At 58.7% G+C, this 18,196-nt stretch carries 24 protein-coding genes, 1 pseudogene and 1 other annotated feature; of the genes and pseudogenes, 16 read left to right on the top strand and 9 right to left on the bottom strand.

Annotated features, from left to right (window positions below; genetic code table 11):
- Positions 1–21: 21 nt before the first annotated feature.
- The 6 genes from NCHU2750_RS29885 to alaE all read left to right on the top strand — a co-directional run bounded on the left by NCHU2750_RS29885 (position 22) and on the right by alaE (position 2,677).
- Complete coding sequence (locus tag NCHU2750_RS29885; protein ID WP_119945235.1) at positions 22–570, top strand: acyloxyacyl hydrolase; 549 nt, start codon at positions 22–24, stop codon at positions 568–570.
- 74 nt (positions 571–644) lie between these two features.
- Positions 645–854, top strand: a complete 210-nt coding sequence (locus NCHU2750_RS29880; protein ID WP_245480564.1) for a hypothetical protein — start codon at positions 645–647, stop codon at positions 852–854.
- A gap of 126 nt (positions 855–980) precedes the next feature.
- Entirely contained in the window at positions 981–1,208 is a 228-nt protein-coding gene (locus NCHU2750_RS29875) for a hypothetical protein (protein WP_119945234.1), read from the top strand.
- 4 nt (positions 1,209–1,212) lie between these two features.
- Entirely contained in the window at positions 1,213–1,890 is a 678-nt protein-coding gene (locus NCHU2750_RS29870; protein ID WP_119945233.1) for an SOS response-associated peptidase, read from the top strand.
- Positions 1,887–2,216 carry a hypothetical protein gene (locus NCHU2750_RS29865; protein WP_119945232.1) on the top strand — a complete coding sequence of 110 codons (330 nt, stop codon included), beginning with the start codon at positions 1,887–1,889 and terminating at the stop codon, positions 2,214–2,216. The genes NCHU2750_RS29870 and NCHU2750_RS29865 overlap by 4 nt, the downstream gene beginning before the upstream one ends.
- Complete coding sequence (gene alaE / locus NCHU2750_RS29860) at positions 2,213–2,677, top strand: L-alanine exporter AlaE (protein WP_119945231.1); 465 nt, start codon at positions 2,213–2,215, stop codon at positions 2,675–2,677. Before NCHU2750_RS29865 ends, alaE begins: the two co-directional genes overlap by 4 nt.
- Positions 2,678–2,783: 106 nt before the next feature.
- Here the strand turns inward: alaE and NCHU2750_RS29855 are convergent, their stop codons facing one another.
- Together NCHU2750_RS29855 and NCHU2750_RS29850 are read right to left on the bottom strand one after the other, a co-directional pair.
- Positions 2,784–3,395, bottom strand: a complete 612-nt coding sequence (locus tag NCHU2750_RS29855; protein ID WP_119945230.1) for a general stress protein — start codon at positions 3,393–3,395, stop codon at positions 2,784–2,786.
- A 31-nt stretch (positions 3,396–3,426) separates the two neighbouring features.
- On the bottom strand, positions 3,427–3,744 hold the full coding sequence (locus NCHU2750_RS29850) for a hypothetical protein (protein ID WP_052820846.1): 318 nt from the start codon (positions 3,742–3,744) through the stop codon (positions 3,427–3,429).
- A 148-nt stretch (positions 3,745–3,892) separates the two neighbouring features.
- Between NCHU2750_RS29850 and NCHU2750_RS29845 the strand changes: the two genes are divergently transcribed.
- A complete protein-coding gene (locus NCHU2750_RS29845; RefSeq protein WP_119945229.1) occupies positions 3,893–4,522 on the top strand; it encodes a hypothetical protein in 630 nt (209 codons plus the stop codon).
- 71 nt (positions 4,523–4,593) lie between these two features.
- Here the strand turns inward: NCHU2750_RS29845 and NCHU2750_RS31100 are convergent, their stop codons facing one another.
- From NCHU2750_RS31100 to NCHU2750_RS29830, 3 genes are all read right to left on the bottom strand, one after another.
- Positions 4,594–5,112 (bottom strand): IS630 family transposase, encoded by a 519-nt coding sequence (locus tag NCHU2750_RS31100; RefSeq protein ID WP_245480563.1) that lies wholly within the window; start codon positions 5,110–5,112, stop codon positions 4,594–4,596.
- Positions 5,113–5,152: 40 nt separating this feature from the next.
- Entirely contained in the window at positions 5,153–5,545 is a 393-nt protein-coding gene (locus NCHU2750_RS31095; RefSeq protein WP_245480562.1) for a helix-turn-helix domain-containing protein, read from the bottom strand.
- Positions 5,546–6,070: 525 nt separating this feature from the next.
- The gene (locus NCHU2750_RS29830) at positions 6,071–6,802 is read right to left on the bottom strand and encodes a DMT family transporter (RefSeq protein ID WP_119945227.1); all 732 of its coding nucleotides are present in this window, start codon (positions 6,800–6,802) and stop codon (positions 6,071–6,073) included.
- 50 nt (positions 6,803–6,852) lie between these two features.
- Here NCHU2750_RS29830 and NCHU2750_RS29825 point away from each other — a divergent pair.
- The 4 genes and pseudogenes from NCHU2750_RS29825 (at position 6,853) to NCHU2750_RS29810 (ending at position 9,448) form a co-directional block, all read left to right on the top strand.
- Positions 6,853–8,084 (top strand): IS3 family transposase gene (locus tag NCHU2750_RS29825; RefSeq protein WP_119939629.1). Its coding sequence is split into 2 segments (ribosomal slippage): positions 6,853–7,144 and positions 7,144–8,084, totalling 1,233 coding nucleotides; the frame shifts between segments, so codons are not numbered across the junction.
- Positions 7,137–7,253 (top strand) — a sequence feature (AL1L pseudoknot). (Overlaps the previous gene by 117 nt.)
- 112 nt (positions 8,085–8,196) lie before the next feature.
- The gene (locus NCHU2750_RS29820) at positions 8,197–8,598 is read left to right on the top strand and encodes a DUF2177 family protein (RefSeq protein WP_119945226.1); all 402 of its coding nucleotides are present in this window, start codon (positions 8,197–8,199) and stop codon (positions 8,596–8,598) included.
- A gap of 6 nt (positions 8,599–8,604) precedes the next feature.
- A pseudogene (locus NCHU2750_RS31090) lies at positions 8,605–9,101 on the top strand (hydrolase).
- A 119-nt stretch (positions 9,102–9,220) separates the two neighbouring features.
- Positions 9,221–9,448 (top strand): hypothetical protein, encoded by a 228-nt coding sequence (locus tag NCHU2750_RS29810; RefSeq protein WP_119945225.1) that lies wholly within the window; start codon positions 9,221–9,223, stop codon positions 9,446–9,448.
- 35 nt (positions 9,449–9,483) lie between these two features.
- Here the strand turns inward: NCHU2750_RS29810 and NCHU2750_RS29805 are convergent, their stop codons facing one another.
- Positions 9,484–9,693, bottom strand: a complete 210-nt coding sequence (locus NCHU2750_RS29805; RefSeq protein ID WP_119945224.1) for a hypervirulence associated TUDOR domain-containing protein — start codon at positions 9,691–9,693, stop codon at positions 9,484–9,486.
- A 116-nt stretch (positions 9,694–9,809) separates the two neighbouring features.
- Positions 9,810–9,944, bottom strand: a complete 135-nt coding sequence (locus NCHU2750_RS31085) for a DUF2934 domain-containing protein (protein WP_245480561.1) — start codon at positions 9,942–9,944, stop codon at positions 9,810–9,812.
- A 256-nt stretch (positions 9,945–10,200) separates the two neighbouring features.
- On the opposite strand from NCHU2750_RS31085, the gene NCHU2750_RS29795 reads away from it, so the two are divergent.
- The 5 genes from NCHU2750_RS29795 (at position 10,201) to NCHU2750_RS29780 (ending at position 15,005) form a co-directional block, all read left to right on the top strand.
- Complete coding sequence (locus NCHU2750_RS29795; protein WP_119945222.1) at positions 10,201–10,665, top strand: pyridoxamine 5'-phosphate oxidase family protein; 465 nt, start codon at positions 10,201–10,203, stop codon at positions 10,663–10,665.
- Positions 10,662–11,006, top strand: a complete 345-nt coding sequence (locus NCHU2750_RS29790; protein ID WP_119945221.1) for a DUF3140 domain-containing protein — start codon at positions 10,662–10,664, stop codon at positions 11,004–11,006. Before NCHU2750_RS29795 ends, NCHU2750_RS29790 begins: the two co-directional genes overlap by 4 nt.
- Positions 10,990–11,334, top strand: a complete 345-nt coding sequence (locus NCHU2750_RS30775) for a hypothetical protein (RefSeq protein WP_162939862.1) — start codon at positions 10,990–10,992, stop codon at positions 11,332–11,334. Before NCHU2750_RS29790 ends, NCHU2750_RS30775 begins: the two co-directional genes overlap by 17 nt.
- Before the next feature lie 250 nt (positions 11,335–11,584).
- Positions 11,585–12,658 carry a catalase family protein gene (locus tag NCHU2750_RS29785; protein WP_119945220.1) on the top strand — a complete coding sequence of 358 codons (1,074 nt, stop codon included), beginning with the start codon at positions 11,585–11,587 and terminating at the stop codon, positions 12,656–12,658.
- Between the two features lie 70 nt (positions 12,659–12,728).
- Positions 12,729–15,005 (top strand): FdhF/YdeP family oxidoreductase, encoded by a 2,277-nt coding sequence (locus NCHU2750_RS29780; RefSeq protein ID WP_119945219.1) that lies wholly within the window; start codon positions 12,729–12,731, stop codon positions 15,003–15,005.
- A gap of 42 nt (positions 15,006–15,047) precedes the next feature.
- Here NCHU2750_RS29780 and NCHU2750_RS29775 read toward each other — a convergent pair whose 3' ends face one another.
- Together NCHU2750_RS29775 and paoC are read right to left on the bottom strand one after the other, a co-directional pair.
- Positions 15,048–15,776 carry a DUF4396 domain-containing protein gene (locus NCHU2750_RS29775; protein ID WP_119945218.1) on the bottom strand — a complete coding sequence of 243 codons (729 nt, stop codon included), beginning with the start codon at positions 15,774–15,776 and terminating at the stop codon, positions 15,048–15,050.
- Between the two features lie 213 nt (positions 15,777–15,989).
- Positions 15,990–18,194, bottom strand: coding sequence for an aldehyde oxidoreductase molybdenum-binding subunit PaoC (paoC, locus tag NCHU2750_RS29770; RefSeq protein ID WP_119945217.1), 2,205 nt, complete (start codon positions 18,192–18,194; stop codon positions 15,990–15,992).
- Between the last annotated feature and the right edge of the window lie 2 nt (positions 18,195–18,196).

Raw genomic sequence — 18,196 nt, 5'->3', positions numbered from 1 at the left:
AGTTTTTTCGAGAGGAAGAGCATGAACAGGTTTCGCGCGGTCGTAATGGTCGCCGCGATAGCGGTTTCTACCGAAGCAGCATTCGCCAATGGAACGTTATTCGACGAGCTGCGGTTCGGCGCATCGGCGTCAGTCCAAAGCGGCCATTCTCATGAAGATGGAATTTTCCCCGAGGTCACGGTATTCTTTGATCCGTTCGGGTTCGACCAGGCGACCACCTGGAAGCAGGAGCTCGCCCGGCCTCGCGTTAACGTCGGTACATCGATTGGGACCTCCGCCGGGGCTACGCAGGTCTTTGGTGGCCTCTCCTGGCAAGTAAACTTCAACGAGCGGCTGTTCGCCGAGGCCGGCTTCGGCGGGGTCTGGCACGACGGAACGCTGCGCGGCAACGACGATGGCCCGGACCTAGGCTGTCATCTTCTCTTTCACGAGTATGCCGGCGTTGGATACCGCTTCGACAAGCACTGGAATGTCATCGCCCAGATTTCGCATTCGTCTCACGCCAATCTTTGCGACGGACCGAATAACGGTATGACACGCGCCGGACTGCAAGTCGGCTACAAGTTCTAGGGTTCATCTCTCAATTACGTGCGTCAGCACCAATGAGGTCATATGCGTGTGGGCATCCGACAGAACAGGTAACCGTGATAGACCAGATTGCGATCGACCATGAGGACCTGCGAGCGGGGTCATACTACTGGGCGCGACGCTCATCGGAAGACAATGCCGAGGTCGTGCAGATTTCCGACGTCTTCGGTCAGGACAGGCAGTTCTGGTCGGTCGCGGTAGTTGGATCGGACCAGCATCACAGCCTGTCGGAATTCACGTTCTTGATCAAGCTCATTAGACCTTGAGAGGCGTGTGGCACGAGTTTCTGAGAGCGCTCATCGTGCCCCCGCGCTCGCAAGGATCGGCCTCTTCTTTCATTTCGTTGATCGCGGCGCCTTGACGGCGGCCGGCACGAACCCATTCTCATTGAAATGAAGCCGATCCAACCACCACCTCACACTTTCGACCCCGACCGGTTCCTGCGCTGCCAGGAGGCGCTTGCCGACAGTGTATCCGACGTCGCCCTAGCAGCGATCAAAGCTGGATGGCAGGCCGAGGAAGTCGCCGCCGCGCTGGTCGAGCTGGCCGACAACATTATGCTAGGGATGATCGCCAATCGGCAGGTCGCGATTGATCTCGCCTCCCTCGAAAGGAAGTAAGCACATGTGCGGAAGGTTCGTGCTCCAACATGAATGGCCGGCCTTCAAAACCATGTTCGATTTGCCCTGGGACGAGGAGCGTGGTCGCAATACACAGGCCCGGTACAACATTTCGCCGACACAGGAAGTTCTCATCGTTCACAACGACGCCAACGGCCAGCAGGCGGCGGAGACCGCACGCTGGTGGCTCGTCCCACATTGGGCAAAGGAGATGCCGAAGGCCGCGATGTTCAACGCCAGGATCGAGACAATCGGCACCTCCCCTGCCTTCCGGGATGCGTTTAAGTCGAAGAGGTGCCTGATACCGGCGGACGGTTTCTACGAATGGACGGTCAGCGACGACGACGGCAAGAAGGCTCCGTGGCTGATCTACCAACCCGGACAGGCACCGTTCGCCTTCGCAGGGCTATGGGCGCACAATTCGAAGCTCGATGTCACGAGCTGCACGATCGTTACCATGCCGACCGCAGAGCCAATGTCGAAGCTGCATGATCGACAACCTGCCATCCTCGATCCAACGGTTTTCAAGGAGTGGCTTGATCCAAAGAACTCTGGCGCTCGAGCAAAGGAACTCTTGGAGAACGAGAACCTAGATGGCCGGCTCGAATTCCATCGGGTGTCGAGGGATGTGAACTCATCGAGGTTCGCCGGGAAACCCGCGCCAGAGGTCAATCCGCTATGACGGTGACGACCGACCTGGTTGCTGATTTTGTCCGCGCGGCAAACCGACTGCCGCAGGTGTCGACGCAGGAGCGGCAACGTCTTCTCGAACGCGGGGTCACGGTATCCGGGGCAATGCGCGGTCTCCTATTGGAGACGGGCAAGCTCGCTCCGTTCGACGAGGCTTTGGAACGCGTCGTCGACGACATCGCCCGCAACATCATCGAGATGTCCGACGAGACCGTTTCCAAGGCGCTGCTTGCCTTGGCCGGCCAGATCCGCACTCTTCGTATTCTGAACCGCGAGCCGCCCGCAAATCGAACCCCGAATGGTGCGAGTGCGATATGAGCAGCGGATCGCCTGTTGCCGACCGGCGGCTTGAGTTTCTTGCCGACACTCTCGCGCTGCTGCTCTTCTTCACGACAACAGGCGCGCTGAACGAACGGTTCGTGGCCGGGATGCAGTGGGATCAGGTTCTCCATGCCCGGCTCTTGGGTGCGGTTCTCATGGTGCCGGTTGCACGCCCCTACGGCATCTGGCGAGACTGGGTGATGCGTCGGGCCTCGGACGGCCGGTTTTCGCGCATTCTCTGGGACAGCATTGCACTCGTGACCTTCCAGGTGCCGATCTACGCCGCCATCATTGCGGTGAACGGTGCAAGCGGCATCGGCCTTCTGTACGGTATATTGGGAGCGACCGTAATGATGCTGGTGCTTGGGCGCCCTTACGGTGCATTCCTGAACTTTGTCAGAGGGATGTTTTGTCTTCCTGCAGGTGGCGAAAGGCCCATGAGCCTCAGCGAGCCATAGGCCCACTCCACTGCACGGGCACGGTCGTGATTTCGTCCCGGCCCAAAATGAAAGCGCCGCTCCAGAGCGGAGCGGCGCCGTTCAGTTCATTCTTGATTCAAGGGCATCAGATGCGCGGATCGGTCCGATAACGGCCACGGTCGGCAGCGATCTGATCGGCGGTGTACGGATCGGCCGCGTCGTCAAAGCGTGTCCATCCTTCGGCAACATAGGCATCACGACGGGTGTTCAGATCGACCCGGCGCGAGCGGTTGAGAATGGTTTCCGCGGTCGCAACTTTGTCGCTCTCGACCTTCGCGGCAACGACAGCACCGCCGCGGCGGATGCCCTCGGCGTAGACATGGGCGTCCCTCTCCGGCACGCCGGACTCGATCATCGCACCGACGATGCCCCCTGCTGCGCCACCGACGACGGCACCCGCGACTGCACCTGCCGCGGTCGCGGCAAGCCATCCGGCCGCGACGACCGGGCCGACGCCTGGGATCGCCATCATGCCGAGACCAGTCAGAAGACCGCCCGCGCCGCCGGCTACGGCACCGATGCCGGCACCCGTGCCAGCACCTTCGGCTGCGTTGTTGCCCTGGCCTTCGACCTCTTCCTTGCCATCCTTGTAGTAGACGATGCTTATATCATCGGATGGGACGCCGGCATCTTCCAATGCCTTGACGGTCGAGCGGGCGTCTTCGTAGGAGTCGTAAAGTCCTGTCACGGTCTGCATGGTTGTTTCCTCTTCTTTTCGTTGATTTGGATTACTTGGCCATCGTCACGTTGCCCTGGAAATCCAGAGAGACGTTTCCGGCCTTGCCATCCTTGGTCCCGGTCGCGCGCCAGACGCCCTGGTCGTCAAGTTTCAGGCCCGACACGTCCGTGTATCCGGCGTCTTCGATGCGCGACTTGGCCTGAGCTTCGGTGAAGCTGTTCTTGCCAGCGACCGGCGCGCCGGGATTCTGTTCACCGGAGGTAGAGACAGCCGGCGTGGTCTGGGACGTCTTCGGGGTCTCGCTCTGCGCGAATGCGGCGGATGCCGAAAGGAGAGCGGCTGCGGTGACAAAAGCTAGTTTTTTCATGGTGTTCCTCCAATTCCAGCATCCTCTTTGGAATGCGAGGGGGAAACACGTTCGGACAGGTTTGGTTCCAAGGTCGACCGCCAGCCGGCGATTACGGCCGGCTGATTTTCCCGTTGAACCAATCGGCATCACGCACCATGTAAATGGCATGCCGAAAACCGAGAAGAGCGACATCGAACTGATCAGGACGTGGACCTTGTCGACGGCGATGACCCTGGGGTCTTCCGTTCGCGCGAAGGGCATCCTGCAGGAGATTCAGGCGCGGCTTCCAACGTTTTCCAAGAAGTCGATCAGCCTTGACGGCAACGAGCTTACCCTTGAGATGACGGCCAGCGAGAAAACCGCGTTCAATGCCGCGGCAGGCATCGTTTCTGGAGTGATGATGGAAGCTGAGACCTTGCCGGTGATCCCACGCGAGATCCAGGACATCCTCGCCATCAAAACGAGTGAGCGCCATCGCTGGCTCGCAGATGGCCGTCTTCCAAGCGCGGGGACGAGGACGGTAAGGCTGAATGGACGAGCGCGACAGATCACCTTCCACGTCTTCGATCCCAAGGTGGTGGAAGACCTGCTCGACCGCGGTGCCGTCGATGAGTGGAGGGTTGACGATGCCGAGGCGAAGGTGGAGAAGCGGCAGAAGGCCGCGTATCAGAGGAAGCTGCAGCGCTCGCTCACGAAGAACACGAAGGGTGGCAAGAAGGATGATCGCACCATCGACGAGGGCACCGAAAAGCTTCTTGGCTGGAAAGAGTTCGACGGGGATGGTTTCCTGCGGTAGCCGGCCGAGGTCGAGTATCCTCGCGATACCGTGCGCAAGTCGGTAGCACTTGCGGTTAAAGCGTGTCTCATTTATTCAGCCTCATATCCTGCTGCTTTGAAGAAGTTTAGGCATTCGGTGACGGAGAAGAGGCTGATGATGTCGCCGAGAGCATTCGCGATTGCATCGAAGCTTCGTGCAGCTCGCTTTCGTAGGAGTGCCTTGAGTTTTGAGAACGCCATTTCGATGGGGTTCAGGTCTGGCGAATAGGGCGGCAGGAAGAGAAGCCACGCGCCCTCCACCTTGACCAGTTGCTCGGCGTGCTCGCTTTTGTGGAAGCCAACATTGTCGAGGATGACAACGTCACCTGACGACAGTGTTGGGGCGAGCTGCGTTTCGATCCATGTTTCGAAGATGCGGCTGTTCATCGGCGCATCGACGATCCATGGCGCGATCAGGCCATGGCATCGCAGGCCGGCAATGAAGGTCTGGGTTTTCCAATGGCCGAAGGGAGCATAGGCGGCAAAGCGGCTGCCCTTTCGGGACCATCCGGTGCGTTTTGTCAGGCGTGTGTTCGTGGAAGTCTCATCGATAAAGATGAGACGTGACAATGCCTTGTTGAAGAACCGCTTTCGGCGGTTGATCCAAAGATCACGCGCCTTGGCGATCTCCGGTCTGCGCTGCTCGCTTGCCTTGAGGCTTTTTTTTATTGCTCAGCCCGAGCCGGTGCAAAAACCGCCCGACCGTGGCGCGGTGAACGTCAAAGCCGCACTCGGCAAGTAAGACACACAGCTCGTCCAGGGTCACTTCGCCTTGGAGAGCCACACGCTCGCTGATCCAGTTTTCGTGGGCCGAAAGTTTGCTGCCAAGCGGATGGCCCTGCCTGGCGGCGGCAAGCGAATCAGACGAACGGTGCAGGATCATCATATTGTTGACAAAACGAGGGGAAACGCGGAAATGCCGCGCGGCCTCCCGTTTGGTATTACCCTCTTTTACAAACGCAACGACACGCTCACGCAACTCGATCGGATGCGGCTTGCCCATGGCGCTTCCCCCTCCATGGGCCAAGTGAATCACAAATCAGTCCAAACCGGAATCTCGAATCTGGTTTGGCGCGACACGCTTTAGCCGACCTGTCCGGTTAAACGGGGAGCACTCCAGGTGGTTTGGGAATTCTTCTTCTGTCACTGGCCGGCCTTCTCAATCAGTTCTCGTTTCCTGCCTGCGCAGCCCTGTCGATTTTCGGAGGTGGTCTGATGGCGCCAAGCACCATTCACGAAGCGCTTCAGTCTATGGCAGATTGACCGGCGTGACGTCGGCTGCATTTCGTTTCCTGCAGATGGTCGTGGCTGCAATCGCCAGCGCGCTGGTCAGCTACCTCTACGATGGGAGCACGGCGACTGCCCTCGGATCAGTCATGCTGGCTGTTGCGGTTATCGCGGGTCTAGCGCAGTTGGCAATCAGCATTCGGTCACCCAGAGCCGAGCGCCCTTAGCGTTGTATCCCCGAAATGCCGAAACTCCCGACTTTTGCTCTATTTGAGCACCTGGCTTTTGCAGCATCGCAAAATCAGGATTTTCGCGAAATTGCGGGATGTGGGTCAGAACGTGATCCATGTCTTCGGGCTTGGTCTATCGTATATATCGCCGCTCCTGCAACAATACAGGCTCCCCCAACATAGCTGCTTAAATGCAGACTTTCCCCCAGCCATACGCCGGCGAAAACGGCGCTCCACACTGGTTCGATTGAATACAAAAAACCGGTCGTCACGGGACTGACATATCTTTGGAAAAAGATAGAAATAGCGGTTGGCACGACTGTAGTTACGATGCCGACGTAGAGTGCAGTCCAATATATGGTTTCACTTTGCCTCGACAGGCTGGGAAGGTCTTGTGCGGAAAAGATCGTTCCCAAGGCAATCATTGTAAGAAGCTCAACACCAAAAATCAGCCAGAGATCACACGTCTCATCCTTGGTAGCCCACGCGGCAACGTAGATGTAGACAGTGTAAGCCACTGCACTGGCAAGTGCGACCGAATTGCCCCATAGCCGCCCTTCGACGCCCCACATGACAAAAAAGACACCCCCGGACGCTACAATCGCGCCTACCCATGTCACCCGACTGACTGATCTTCGCAGAAATGCCCAGGCTATCAACGCTGCGAATAAGCCATTCAATGCGGGAAAGAATGCAGTTTCCGTCGCAGTCGTCATCGACAGCGCCACGGCACTCAACCACACAACGGCATACAGGCTGAACCCCGCTACCATACCCTTCAAGACATTCGCTCTGTTGAACATTGAACCGCCCCGGCTTTGCCGGAGACCCCAACTCGTGAGAAGTAGGGTCTATGACAAGCAAGACGACGAACAAATTTTCTCCTGAAGTCCGCGCCCGGGCCGTTCGAATGGTGGCCGATCATGAAGCCGAACATCCTTCCCGGTGGGCGGCTGTATCTTCCATAGCGGCCAAGATCGGCTGCTCGGCGCATACGCTCAATGAATGGGTGAAGAAGGCCGAGGTCGACAGCGGCAAGCGTGCAGGTTTGCCGAGTGACGTGGCGGAGAAGATGAAGGCTTTGGAGCGGGAGAACCGGGAGCTTCGTCAGGCGAATGAGATTTTACGCAAAGCCTCGGCGTATTTTGCCCAGGCGGAGCTCGACCGCCCACTGAAGCGATGATTTCCTTCATCGATGCACACCGCTCGGTGCTCGGGGTCGAGCCGATTTGCAGGCTGCTGCCGATTGCCCCGTCCACCTACTATGAGGTCGTTGCCAAACGCACGGACGTGGACCGCCTGTCAGCCCGCGAACGGAATGATATTGCCATGAAAGTCGAGATACGCCGGGTGTTCAACGAGAACTTCCAGGTCTATGGCGTGCGCAAAGTCTGGCGGCAGTTGCAGCGAGAGGGTTACGATATTGCCCGCTGCACCGTCGCTCGGCTTATGAGAATGATGGGGCTTCAAGGCGTCATTCGCGGCAAGCCAGTCAAAACAACCATGTCGGACAAGTCTGCCCCGTGTCCGCTAGACCGGGTGAACCGACAGTTCTTCGCTCCCGCGCCGAACATGCTGTGGTTATCCGATTTCACCTATGTCGCGACCTGGCAGGGCTTCGTTTACGTGGCGTTCGTCATTGATGCCTTCGCCCGCCGTATCGTCGGTTGGCGGGCAAGCCGAACGGCCCATGCGGGCTTTGTGCTCGATGCCCTCGACCAGGCGCTTCATGATCGGCGGCCCGTCAAACGTGGCGGGCTGGTTCATCATTCCGACCGCGGCTCGCAATATGTGTCCATTCGTTATTCCGAACGGCTGGCGGAGGCAGGCATCGAGCCGTCGGTCGGAAGCGTTGGTGATAGTTACGACAATGCTCTCGCCGAAACGATCAACGGTCTTTACAAGGCCGAGGTCATCCATCGGCGAGGACCATGGCGCAACTTCGAAGCCGTGGAGTTCGCCACGCTCGAATGGGTCGATTGGTTCAACAACCGCCGCCTTCTGGAGCCCATCGGCAACATACCGCCAGCCGAGGCCGAAGAGCGATACTACGCCATGCTGGACGCACCAGCCATGGCCGCATAACTTAAGCCAAACGGTCTCCGGAAAAGCCGGGGCGGTTCATGCCCTCGATCGGAACAAGTTCGAACACTGCGATGTTCCTGCCCTACAGAGATCCAGCAAAGGACGCCGCTCCATGAAGATTTTCGGTATCGCCTACGCCGGCACGCTCATCTCATTCTTGCTGGTCGATGCCATCTGGCTCGGGCTTGTCGCCAAAAATTTCTACCGAAATCAGCTCGGCGACATGATGCTTCCATCTCCGAATTTTGCAGTCGCCGCCGTCTTTTATCTCTTCTTTGCCGCGGCGATTGTCGTGCTCGCTGTCAGACCTGCCTTGGAATCCGGCTCGATCTGGATGGCAGTCGGCTATGGCGCACTTTTAGGTCTGGCCGCCTACGGCACCTATGACATGACGAACCTGTCGACGCTCAAAGGGTGGCCGATCGCTCTAACCCTTGTCGATCTTCTATGGGGTACGGTCTTGACGGCTGCGGCAAGCGCCTGCGGTTACGCAGCGCCTCGAGCCTTTGGGTAGACCTTTATGATATACTTCACGGGCGACACGCATTTCGGCGATCCGCGCGTCCTGCGCATCGACCGACGTCCATTCTCCGACATGGCCGAGCACGACTCAGCGCTCATCTCCAGCTGGAACAATATCGTAGGAGGGGATGACGACGTCTGGCATCTTGGAGATTCATGTCGGTCAAGGCCGGACCCAGCGCTGACCTCCTCGCCAAACTGAATGGGCGTAAACACCTGATCATTGGCAATAACGATCCGGAGGAGACGACCGGCTCAAATGGCTGGGCAAGCGTCCAGCATTACGCAGAACTCCGTGAGGCCGGACACCACCTCATCCTATGTCACTACGCCTTCCGGACCTGGAACCAGATGGGGAAAGGATCGATAAATCTCCACGGCCACTCCCACGGGAGACTGAAGCCGATCCCCAGGCAATTCGACGTTGGCGTCGATGCGCAGGGGCGGCGCCCGGTGTCACTGGCGCAGGTGCTATTATCGCGCGGGAGATCATAGCCCTCGTGAACCGACTATCCGGCAGTGTCAGGGCAATGCACCCCCTCTATTGGTACGTCGCGTCCTGACATGCCATGAAGACACGTATGCGAGATGAACTGCGAGACATTGGAAGATAAATGGATAGATTTGCAGATACCGAAAACGCACTTGTTGCGCGACTTCGCGTCCTGAAGGCATCTCCGGACATGTCGATCAACCTTCTCGACATCCATTCACCCTTGGAAGCTGCCGGCTTCTCTAACGACGAGGTGACTGCCGTCCTCAATGCTCTTGAGCAGGACAAGATCGCAACTGTCGTTCCGGGTGGACGGCTGCTTATTTTGAAGGAACTTCCGGAGGTCTAAAACCATGGTCTGCCCCGAGGCATTCCCTTGACCAACTAAGCTTTCTTGAGCGATCCAGGCTTATGGGCCGCCCGCTTTCCGGATTTCTCGCTTTCGACGATGATTTGTGGATCATCCTTGGATGCCTTGACCTTGTGGCCTTTGATATGCGTCTCCGAGGTTTGTCTCTTGACGACCTTGCCCGTCGTCTTTCCCTGGCTTGTCTCCCACGAGACCTTATCGCCCTTTTTCGGGTTATCGCTCATAGTGGTCTCCTTAAACCGGGCTGATCGTAGATGGAGGCCTGATGTCCGCCGTGTCCACGAGGTCCGTGTCTTCCTTCGCGAACTTGTCATCGGCTCCCTGATTGACCTTTGTCACGTCATCGGATGCCTGCAGCTAGCTCGTGCTGTTCATGCGCACGTCTCCAATGGTCCCCGTGCGCTCCCTCCGGGCGACCTTCGTCCTCCCAGATTTTGTAGGCCCGCTCTCGTTGCTGCTGTTCTTTCTTATTCATCACTGCCTCCCTTTGTTGCGGAGAGATAACTTCCATGCGCCGCTGTTGTTTCCGAAGAGCGCGAAGGAAAACGAACATATCGCCGGGCCGACGTCCATCCGCCCGATGGAGGCGGTTTTGAGCCGTGGGCCAAGTCCGATACCGTGACGGATGGGTAAGGATTGTCGCCTGGCCTTTCGGCCAAGGACCATTGTCGCCTGCGAGGAACGAACGCGCTTACAGAAGGTTTACGCCAGACCAGTTCCAGGAGGGTCCAATGGCTTCGATGACGATGGAAGAGCTTTCGAAAAAGCTGAGCAAGATCGATTTTTGCATGTTCAACACAAATGGTCCAGAAAGCATCGTTAGCAGACCGATGAGCAACAACGGGGACGTGGAGTATGACGGCGACTCGTGGTTCTTCTCCTACGCCGACACAAAGAAGGTCGCAGATATCAATCGTAACACCGGGGTCACCCTGACCTTCACCGCTCCACCGAGCATGCTTGGCAAGCCGGGCATTTTCATTGCCGTAGATGGGGAAGCGGAGCTGATCCATGACAAAGCGCAGTTCGAGGCGCATTGGACAAAGGATCTCGACCGGTGGTTCCCAGAGGGGAACGACACACCCGGCATCGTTCTGATCAAGGTGTCGGCTCAAACAATCGAATACTGGGACGGTGAGGAAAACGGGCGATTGCAACTGTCCATTGTCGATGCCGCCGAGGCAGGTGCAGTATGACCGATAAAGCACTCGACAGAGACCAAATCTGGGACGATTTCCGTGACGCGGTAAACATGGCGCCGGCTGAACTGGAAAAATGGTTGAAGACCGATGAGAGCAAGGCAGTCGGGTGGTCCAGCGATGGTGTCGGCGAGACAGTGGGCCATCACTCTGGACGTAGGATCGTCGAGATCAAGCACAAGAAGAAAACAGATCTAACTGACGATGATTTTGCTCACATGAGGAAGGTCGTCGGTTATGTGCATCGGCATCTTGCTCAGGGAGGGCCCGAGAAAGATCGGAAGACGTCGCCATGGCGCTACTCGTTGATGAATTGGGGGCATGATCCGCTCAAATAAGCCGGCTGACATTCGATTGACCCGGCGTGCAACCGAGTGGCGGCTGCATAATATCGGTCCAGAGCAAATCTTCTTGGTGACGCAGATGGATCACCATTCACCGCAATCCGAACGCTCAGACCTCTCCGGTCGTTACACCGAAGGCGGCATCACTGTTGTTGTCGAAATCTTCCCTCCATCAGGCGGAGATCATTGGCGAATGGAAGTGACTAGCCTGGAGGAACAGCTCACTGACTGGAACGAACCCTTCGCATCTCCTCATGAGGCATGGGAAGAGTTCATCTTTGTTGTCAATACGGCAGGTCTCGCGGCCTTTCTCCAAGCATAGTCTGATTTAGCGGAAATCCCGTTTGGCGCTCGACAGCGACAAGGGGCGAATGATTTTCGATCAAGTGCGCACAAAGGCTATTTCGCGTTGCATGCCCATTGAGACTGGTCCAAGGTTTCTGGCTTGGGTCGGGCTCTGTGTAATGGAGAAGAGCATGTCGCCGACGTGATTGTTCCGTATTTGAATTAAGGAACATCGCAGGAACCGTCGGTCTACGTGCAGCGTTCTCTTCTCTTTCACGGAGTTCCGCATGACTGTTGCACCCGTCCGATTTTCCCCCGACCTTGAGACCATCAAACCCGACGAGCCAAAGGTTATCGCCGGGTTGATCGATCAGTTCGACGTCATTCTCGATAGGACAGCGAAGGACTACGGCTATGCCGTCCGCTCCGTCCATGCCAAGTCGCATGGCATTATCGAGGGCACGATGATCGTCAACGATGGACTGCCACCGGAATTCGCCCAAGGCCTGTTCGCGGGCGCCGGGGAGCACAAGGTCTATCTGCGGCTCTCCACCAATGCCGGCGATATCCTTCCGGATGCCATCTCGTTGCCGCGCGGTCTGGCGATAAAGGTGGTTGGAGCCGTCGGCCCCCGCCTTCCCGGTGCGGATGGTGACAGCCAGGATTTCGTCATGGTCAACGGTCCTGTGTTTCAAGCACCGGATGCCGAGAAATTTCTCTCCAGCCTAAAGCTCCTCGCCAGGACGACGGACCGGATGGAAGGCACCAAGACCGTCCTGTCGAGCGTGCTGCAAACAGTCAATCAGGGACTTGCAGCCGTCGGTGTCGCCAGCCCGACCATCCAGTCTCTCGGCGGCGCACCCAATCTGGATCCCCTCGGAGAGACCTATTTCAGCGTCACGCCCTTCCGCTACGGCGATTATGTCGCCAAGTTTCGCCTGAAGCCAGTCTCCGCCGATCTGACGCAGCGGACCGGCACCTTGATCGACGCCAGCGTGCGGGAAGATGCGATCCGCGAAACCGTTCGGGCGGAGATGCAGGAAACACGCGGCGAATGGGAGTTTCAGGTCCAGCTCTGTCGTGACACCGATGCACAGCCGATCGAAGACCCTACGGTAGAGTGGAAGGAAGAGGATGCGCCCTTCGTCACTGTCGCGACGGTGACCGCCGTGCCGCAGGACAGCTGGAGCGACGACAAGGTTCGCAAGGTGGACGAGGAGATGCGGTTTAGCGTCTGGACTGGGCTCGCCGCCCACCAGCCGCTCGGCAACATCAACCGCGCCCGCAAGCTGCCTTACGAACATTCGGCCCAGTTCCGTGCGACATTCAACGGCTGCCCGTTCCACGAGCCGCAGCAGTAGAGACGATCGAGCTGCAAAGCGTCGCCGATCACGGTGACAATTCTCACATTTCGCGGTAGAGGCGCCTGACATGGCCGACACAATCAAAAATCCAGAGTCCGAGGGTCCTGCCGGCGGCTGGGGCTCGGTAAAGTCCGTGGCGCGCATCTATGGCGGCACCCAGCCGCCCGCCGCCGTGATTGAGGAACTCGCGCGCCAGAACAAGCCGGGCGGCTTCATGTGCGTCTCCTGCGCCTGGCCGAAGCCGGTGAACTATCACCCCTTCGAGTTCTGCGAGAACGGCGCCAAGGCGACCCTGTCTGATCTCACCAGCGCGCGCTGCACGCCGGATTTCTGGAACGACCACACTGTGAGCGAACTGCTCGGCTGGAAGGACTATGATCTGGAAAAGACCGGCCGCCTGACGCATCCCCTGCGCTACGACGCTGGCACGGACCGCTATGTCGAGGTGACGTGGGACGAGGCGTTCGACAAGATCGGCGCTACTCTCAGAGGCCTGCCGAAAGAGAGCGTCGTCTTCTATTCTTCCGGTCATGCCGGGCTGGAAGCATCCTATCTCTATGCCCTGTTGGCACGCGTCTACGGCAACAACAACCTGCCGCAGAGCTCGAACATGTGCCACGAGACGACGTCGGTCGGGTTGAACAAGGTGATCGGCTCGCCGGTCGGCACCGTGGTTTGGGACGACCTCGAAAAGGCTGACGCATTCTTCTTCTTCGGCCAGAACCCTGGCTCCAACAGCCCCCGATTTTTACATCCATTGCAGGAGGCAAAAAAGCGCGGGGCACGCATCGTCACCTTCAATCCGGTGATCGAGCAGGGGCTGGTATCCTTCGTCAATCCGCAAAGTCCCTTCGACATGCTGACCGGGCACGAGACGCCGATTTCCGACCAATATCTCCAGGTCCGCGCCGGCGGCGACATTGCGGCGATCCTCGGGCTTTGCAAGGTGGTGATCGAGGCAGACGACGCGGCCGTGGCAAGCGGCTCGCAACGCGTTCTCGACGTCGATTTCATCGATAAGCACACGACTGGCTTCGACAGCTTTATCGCCATGGTCCGTGAGACACCATGGAGCGACATCGAACGCGAGAGCGGATTGACCGAAGCCGATCTGCGAAAGGCAGGCGAGATCTATATCGGCGCCGAGCGTGTCATCGGCGTCTACGGCATGGGCCTGACCCAGCATTCGCAAGGTGCGCTGAACGTCGGAATGGTCGTTAATCTGCTGATGCTATGCGGTAATATCGGTCGCGAGGGTGCCGGTTGCTGTCCCGTGCGCGGGCACTCCAACGTGCAGGGGCAGAGGACGGTCGGAATTGCCGAAAAGGCCAAACTCATCCCGATGGACAAGTTGAAGCAGTTCTTCGACTTCGACCCGCCGACCGAAGACGGAACCACGATCGTCGACGCGGTAAAGGGCCTGATGGCCGGCAAGATCAAGGCCTTCATCTCTCTCGGCGGCAATCTCGTGCGCGCCGTTCCCGAGCAGAAGGAGATGGAGCGCGCCTGGGCGGATCAGGAGCTGACGGTGATCGTCTCGACCAAGCTCAACCGCAGCCATCTCTTTCCCGGCAAGGACGCCTACATCCTGCCATGCCTCTCGCGGCTGGAGATCGATGAACAGGCGACGGGGAACCAGTCGGTGACGACGGAAGACAGCTTTTCCCACATCTCCGGCTCCATCGGCAAACGTCCGCCGGCCTCAAGGCACCTGAAGAGCGAACTCGCCATCGTCGCCGGCATTGCCAAGGCGGCGCTCGAAGCAAGTTCTAAACTCAAATGGGACGAGTGGACGGGTGACTACAGCCTGGTGCGGGACCTGATCGAATTCACCTACCCCAAGGATTTCAAGGATTTCAATGCACGCATGTTCGAGCCCGGCGGCTTCTATCGCGGCAATGGTGCCCACGAGCGGATCTGGCACACCCCGGAAAAGAAGGCCGTCTTCACCACGCCGAAGCAGTTGAACGCGCTCGACTTCGAAGATGCCGATGGCCGCTTCCGATTGATCACCATGCGCTCTAACGACCAGTTCAACACGACGATCTATGGCTACTCAGATCGTTTTCGTGGCATCGAGGGAACGCGCGACGTGCTGCTAATGAGCGCTTCCGATATCGAGGCGGCGGGATTGAAGAAGGGCCAGGTCGTCAAACTGGTGAGCGACTTCGGCGATGGTGTGCGCCGCGAACTGGGTGGGCTTGTTGTCACGCCTCACAATCTGCCAAAGGGCACGATTGGCGCCTACTATCCAGAGGCCAACGTGTTGAACGCCATCGATCATCACGACGAGCTGTCGAAGACGCCGGCCTCCAAGGCCATCCCCGTGCGGATCGAGGCCTAGGGATGGAGCGCTTCGTATTGCCGAGGTCTCTAGCGCCCGCCGCTACATCGGTTCCTTGATGCCGGATGAGACCAGATACCAGTTGATCGGATAGCTGGTAACGAAGCCGCATATCATCGCGATCTGCATGGCGAACCAGAATTCCGCGCTGTCGACTTGCGCCCGCACCCCAAACTGGGCGGGAAAGATAACAAACTGCAGCAACGCCATCCCGCCATACATCCCGATCTGCCATGCTATCAGCGACAGCGCATCCGCCTTGAGCGCAGTCATTACCCCGTCACCGACAGACAGGTTTCGCATCGGCGCGATGGCAAAATACTGAAACACGATGCCGAGAATGAAGGCGAACAGGAAATCCAGCACCCAGACCGCGAACATCTTTTCCGTAAAAAGCCACTGCCAGCCGAATGTTATTGCAACAGAGGGCACCATGAAGGCGAGCCACTCGGCCGCAATGTCGCCGAGCGTGCAACCGCTCCCGCAATGAAGTGCGCCCTTGGCAACCGCCAAGGCACGCGGCGTGGAGGTTTTCATATGATGATGGTGCTCGTGATGACCGTCCGCGGTTTCAGCCCCTGGGCTTCGGCCGGCGCGTAAGTAGAACACGAGCAGCGGCACGGTCCCGAAAAGCGCAGTGACTGGCCAGACGATATTCATGATGCCCATTGGCTGAGGTCGTCGAACGACATCGATCACGATGATGACGGCGCAGAGAAAGCCAAGCGAGACGAAGGCTATGGCGAGGCAATGAAACCAGATCGGAAACATGTTGGGAAAGCAAACTCCAAGAATGCTGCTTCCTGGGAAGACAGGCACGGCAACGCTCTGTCGCTCAGAATCAATTCATCGGATTTGAAAGGTCCCTGGTGAGTGAGAGCGCAGTCGCTTCGACTCAGGCACCTAAGTGGCTTTGACATAGTGAGACCATGAAATACGACCGCTGGGACAGCTATTTGTCCCAGCCCATATTGTCGAACCGCCTCACGCGACGTCGGGCAATTCACCGATGAGCTTGTCGAGCGTCACCGGGTAATCGCGCACCCGAATGCCTGTCGCGTTGTACACCGCGTTAGCGATCGCCGCCGAGACGCCGCATAGCCCAAGCTCGCCGATGCCCTTTGCCTTCATCGGCGACGACATCGGATCGGTCTCGTCCATGAAGATAACTTCCTGATGCGGAATGTCGGCATGGACGGCCACCTCGTAGCCGGCGAGATCGTGGTTGACGAAGAAGCCGCGCCGCTTATCGACGGAAAGTTCCTCCGACAGCGCAAGTCCGGCGCCCATCGTCATTGCGCCGATCACCTGGCTGCGAGCCGTGATCGGGTTGAGGATACGGCCGGCGGCGCAAACCGCCAGCATCCGCCGAAGCCGGATTTCCCCGGTCGCGACATCGACGCCAACCTCGACGAAATGCGCGCCAAAGGTCGATTGCTGGTGTGTCTTGGTGAGATCGCCCCACTCCATCGTGTCTTCGCCGACGAGCCCATCCTCACCGGCCGCCTCGGACAGCGGCACGGACCGGTTACCAGAACGCACCTGGCCGCCTTCAAAGACAACATTCTCGGAATTGAAGCCGAGCTTTTGTGCCACCGCCTCTCGCAGCTTGACGCAGGCCGCATAAACCCCGGACGTCGAGGAGTTGGCACCGAACTGGCCCCCCGAACCGGAGGAGATCGGGAAACGGGAATCGCCAAGATGCACACCGACCTTTTCCATCGGCACTCCCATCATTTCCGCAGCTGTCTGGGCGATGATCGTATAGCTGCCGGTGCCAATATCGGTCATGTCCGTCTCGACGGTGACGTCGCCCTTGGCGTCGAGCTTCACCCGCGCGCCGGAAGGCAGGACGAGATTGTTGCGGAAGGCGGCTGCCATGCCGATCCCGATCATCAGGCTCCCCTCGCGCCTGGTTGCCGGCTTCCCGCGATCCTTCCAGCCGAATTTTTCCGCGCCGAGTTTCATGCATCCGATAAGATTGCGATGCGAGAATGGACGCTCGGGCTTTTCAGGATCGACCTGCGTGTCGTTGATCCTGCGAAACTCGATCGGGTCCAGTCCGAGCTTTTCCGCCATCTCGTCTATGGCGATCTCGAGCGCCATCAGACCGGGCGCCTCGCCCGGCGCGCGCATCGAATTGCCTTCCGGGAGATCGAGCGTCGCAAGCCGCATCGCCGTCATCCGGTTCTCACCGGCATAGAGAAGTCGGGTCTGCATAACGGCCGTTTCCGGTTGCCCGTTCGGGAGATCGCCTGACCAGCTTTCGTGGCCAATCGCGGTGATTTTGCCGTCACGGCCGGCGCCGATGCGGATTCGCTGGATCGTGGCCGGCCTATGGGTGCTGTTGTTGACCAAGAACGGTCGCGGGAGTGCTACCTTGACCGGCAGCTTCGCGGCTTTTGCGCCGTAGGCCGCCAAGACTGCATCGGCGCGCAAAAACAGTTTGCCACCGAAGCCGCCGCCGATGAAGGGCGACATCAGATGGATTTTTTCCTTGTCGATGCCGAGCGTCGTCGCAAGGTCGGTGCGCCACCAGTCGATCATCTGGCTCGACGTCCAGACCGTCAGCGCGTCATCGTTCCAAGCGGCGATCGAAGCGAAGGGCTCCATCATCGAATGCGCCTGATCCGGCGTCGTATAGGATTGATCGAGCCTGACGGCGGCCTGGGCAAAAGCCCCGGCGAAATCTCCGACAGCAGAATCCGGTTCGGTGCCGCCTTCGGCCTTCGGCTTCTTCGCATCGGACCTTGCGGCTGAAAGGTCGAAGACGCCCTTCTCGACCTCATAGTCGACTTTGATGAGGCTGGCTGCCCCGCGCGCGGCTTCGAACGTCTCGGCGACCACGACAGCAATCGCCTGGTGGTAGTGCTGCACCTTTTCGCCGCCGAACAGGTTCGCCGTGTTCTTGGCGCCGAGATCGCGTTCGCCGACGTCGAGCGTCGTAACGACGGCGATGACACCCTCTGCTTTCTCCGCAGCGGAGGTGTCCATGGTCTTGATGCGCCCCTTGGCGATAGTCGAGCCGACTGGGTAGCCATAGGCGTATCGAAAGTCGGGATCATGCCATTCATAGGCATATTTTGCGTGGCCGGTCGTCTTCAGTTCGCCGTCGATGCGGTGGATCGGCTTGCCGACCACCGTGAGGTTGTCGATCGGGTTGCGTGTTGCTGGCTTTTCGAATTTCATGA

This window comes from Neorhizobium sp. NCHU2750 (assembly GCF_003597675.1).
Taxonomy (GTDB): domain Bacteria; phylum Pseudomonadota; class Alphaproteobacteria; order Rhizobiales; family Rhizobiaceae; genus Neorhizobium.
This window is presented reverse-complemented; position numbering and strand designations above follow the sequence as displayed.

Excerpts from the sequence above, each read along its gene's own strand:
- NCHU2750_RS29885 (WP_119945235.1), top strand. The coding sequence starts at position 22 with ATGAACAGGTTTCGCGCGGTCGTAATGGTCGCCGCGATAGCGGTTTCT.
- NCHU2750_RS29875 (WP_119945234.1), top strand. The coding sequence starts at position 981 with ATGAAGCCGATCCAACCACCACCTCACACTTTCGACCCCGACCGGTTC.
- NCHU2750_RS29870 (WP_119945233.1), top strand. The coding sequence starts at position 1,213 with ATGTGCGGAAGGTTCGTGCTCCAACATGAATGGCCGGCCTTCAAAACC.
- NCHU2750_RS29865 (WP_119945232.1), top strand. The coding sequence starts at position 1,887 with ATGACGGTGACGACCGACCTGGTTGCTGATTTTGTCCGCGCGGCAAAC.
- alaE (WP_119945231.1), top strand. The coding sequence starts at position 2,213 with ATGAGCAGCGGATCGCCTGTTGCCGACCGGCGGCTTGAGTTTCTTGCC.
- NCHU2750_RS29855 (WP_119945230.1), bottom strand. The coding sequence starts at position 3,395 with ATGCAGACCGTGACAGGACTTTACGACTCCTACGAAGACGCCCGCTCG.
- NCHU2750_RS29850 (WP_052820846.1), bottom strand. The coding sequence starts at position 3,744 with ATGAAAAAACTAGCTTTTGTCACCGCAGCCGCTCTCCTTTCGGCATCC.
- NCHU2750_RS29845 (WP_119945229.1), top strand. The coding sequence starts at position 3,893 with ATGCCGAAAACCGAGAAGAGCGACATCGAACTGATCAGGACGTGGACC.
- NCHU2750_RS31095 (WP_245480562.1), bottom strand. The coding sequence starts at position 5,545 with ATGGGCAAGCCGCATCCGATCGAGTTGCGTGAGCGTGTCGTTGCGTTT.
- NCHU2750_RS29830 (WP_119945227.1), bottom strand. The coding sequence starts at position 6,802 with ATGTTCAACAGAGCGAATGTCTTGAAGGGTATGGTAGCGGGGTTCAGC.
- NCHU2750_RS29820 (WP_119945226.1), top strand. The coding sequence starts at position 8,197 with ATGAAGATTTTCGGTATCGCCTACGCCGGCACGCTCATCTCATTCTTG.
- NCHU2750_RS29810 (WP_119945225.1), top strand. The coding sequence starts at position 9,221 with ATGGATAGATTTGCAGATACCGAAAACGCACTTGTTGCGCGACTTCGC.
- NCHU2750_RS29805 (WP_119945224.1), bottom strand. The coding sequence starts at position 9,693 with ATGAGCGATAACCCGAAAAAGGGCGATAAGGTCTCGTGGGAGACAAGC.
- NCHU2750_RS31085 (WP_245480561.1), bottom strand. The coding sequence starts at position 9,944 with ATGAATAAGAAAGAACAGCAGCAACGAGAGCGGGCCTACAAAATCTGG.
- NCHU2750_RS29795 (WP_119945222.1), top strand. The coding sequence starts at position 10,201 with ATGGCTTCGATGACGATGGAAGAGCTTTCGAAAAAGCTGAGCAAGATC.
- NCHU2750_RS29790 (WP_119945221.1), top strand. The coding sequence starts at position 10,662 with ATGACCGATAAAGCACTCGACAGAGACCAAATCTGGGACGATTTCCGT.
- NCHU2750_RS30775 (WP_162939862.1), top strand. The coding sequence starts at position 10,990 with ATGATCCGCTCAAATAAGCCGGCTGACATTCGATTGACCCGGCGTGCA.
- NCHU2750_RS29785 (WP_119945220.1), top strand. The coding sequence starts at position 11,585 with ATGACTGTTGCACCCGTCCGATTTTCCCCCGACCTTGAGACCATCAAA.
- NCHU2750_RS29780 (WP_119945219.1), top strand. The coding sequence starts at position 12,729 with ATGGCCGACACAATCAAAAATCCAGAGTCCGAGGGTCCTGCCGGCGGC.
- NCHU2750_RS29775 (WP_119945218.1), bottom strand. The coding sequence starts at position 15,776 with ATGTTTCCGATCTGGTTTCATTGCCTCGCCATAGCCTTCGTCTCGCTT.
- paoC (WP_119945217.1), bottom strand. The coding sequence starts at position 18,194 with ATGAAATTCGAAAAGCCAGCAACACGCAACCCGATCGACAACCTCACG.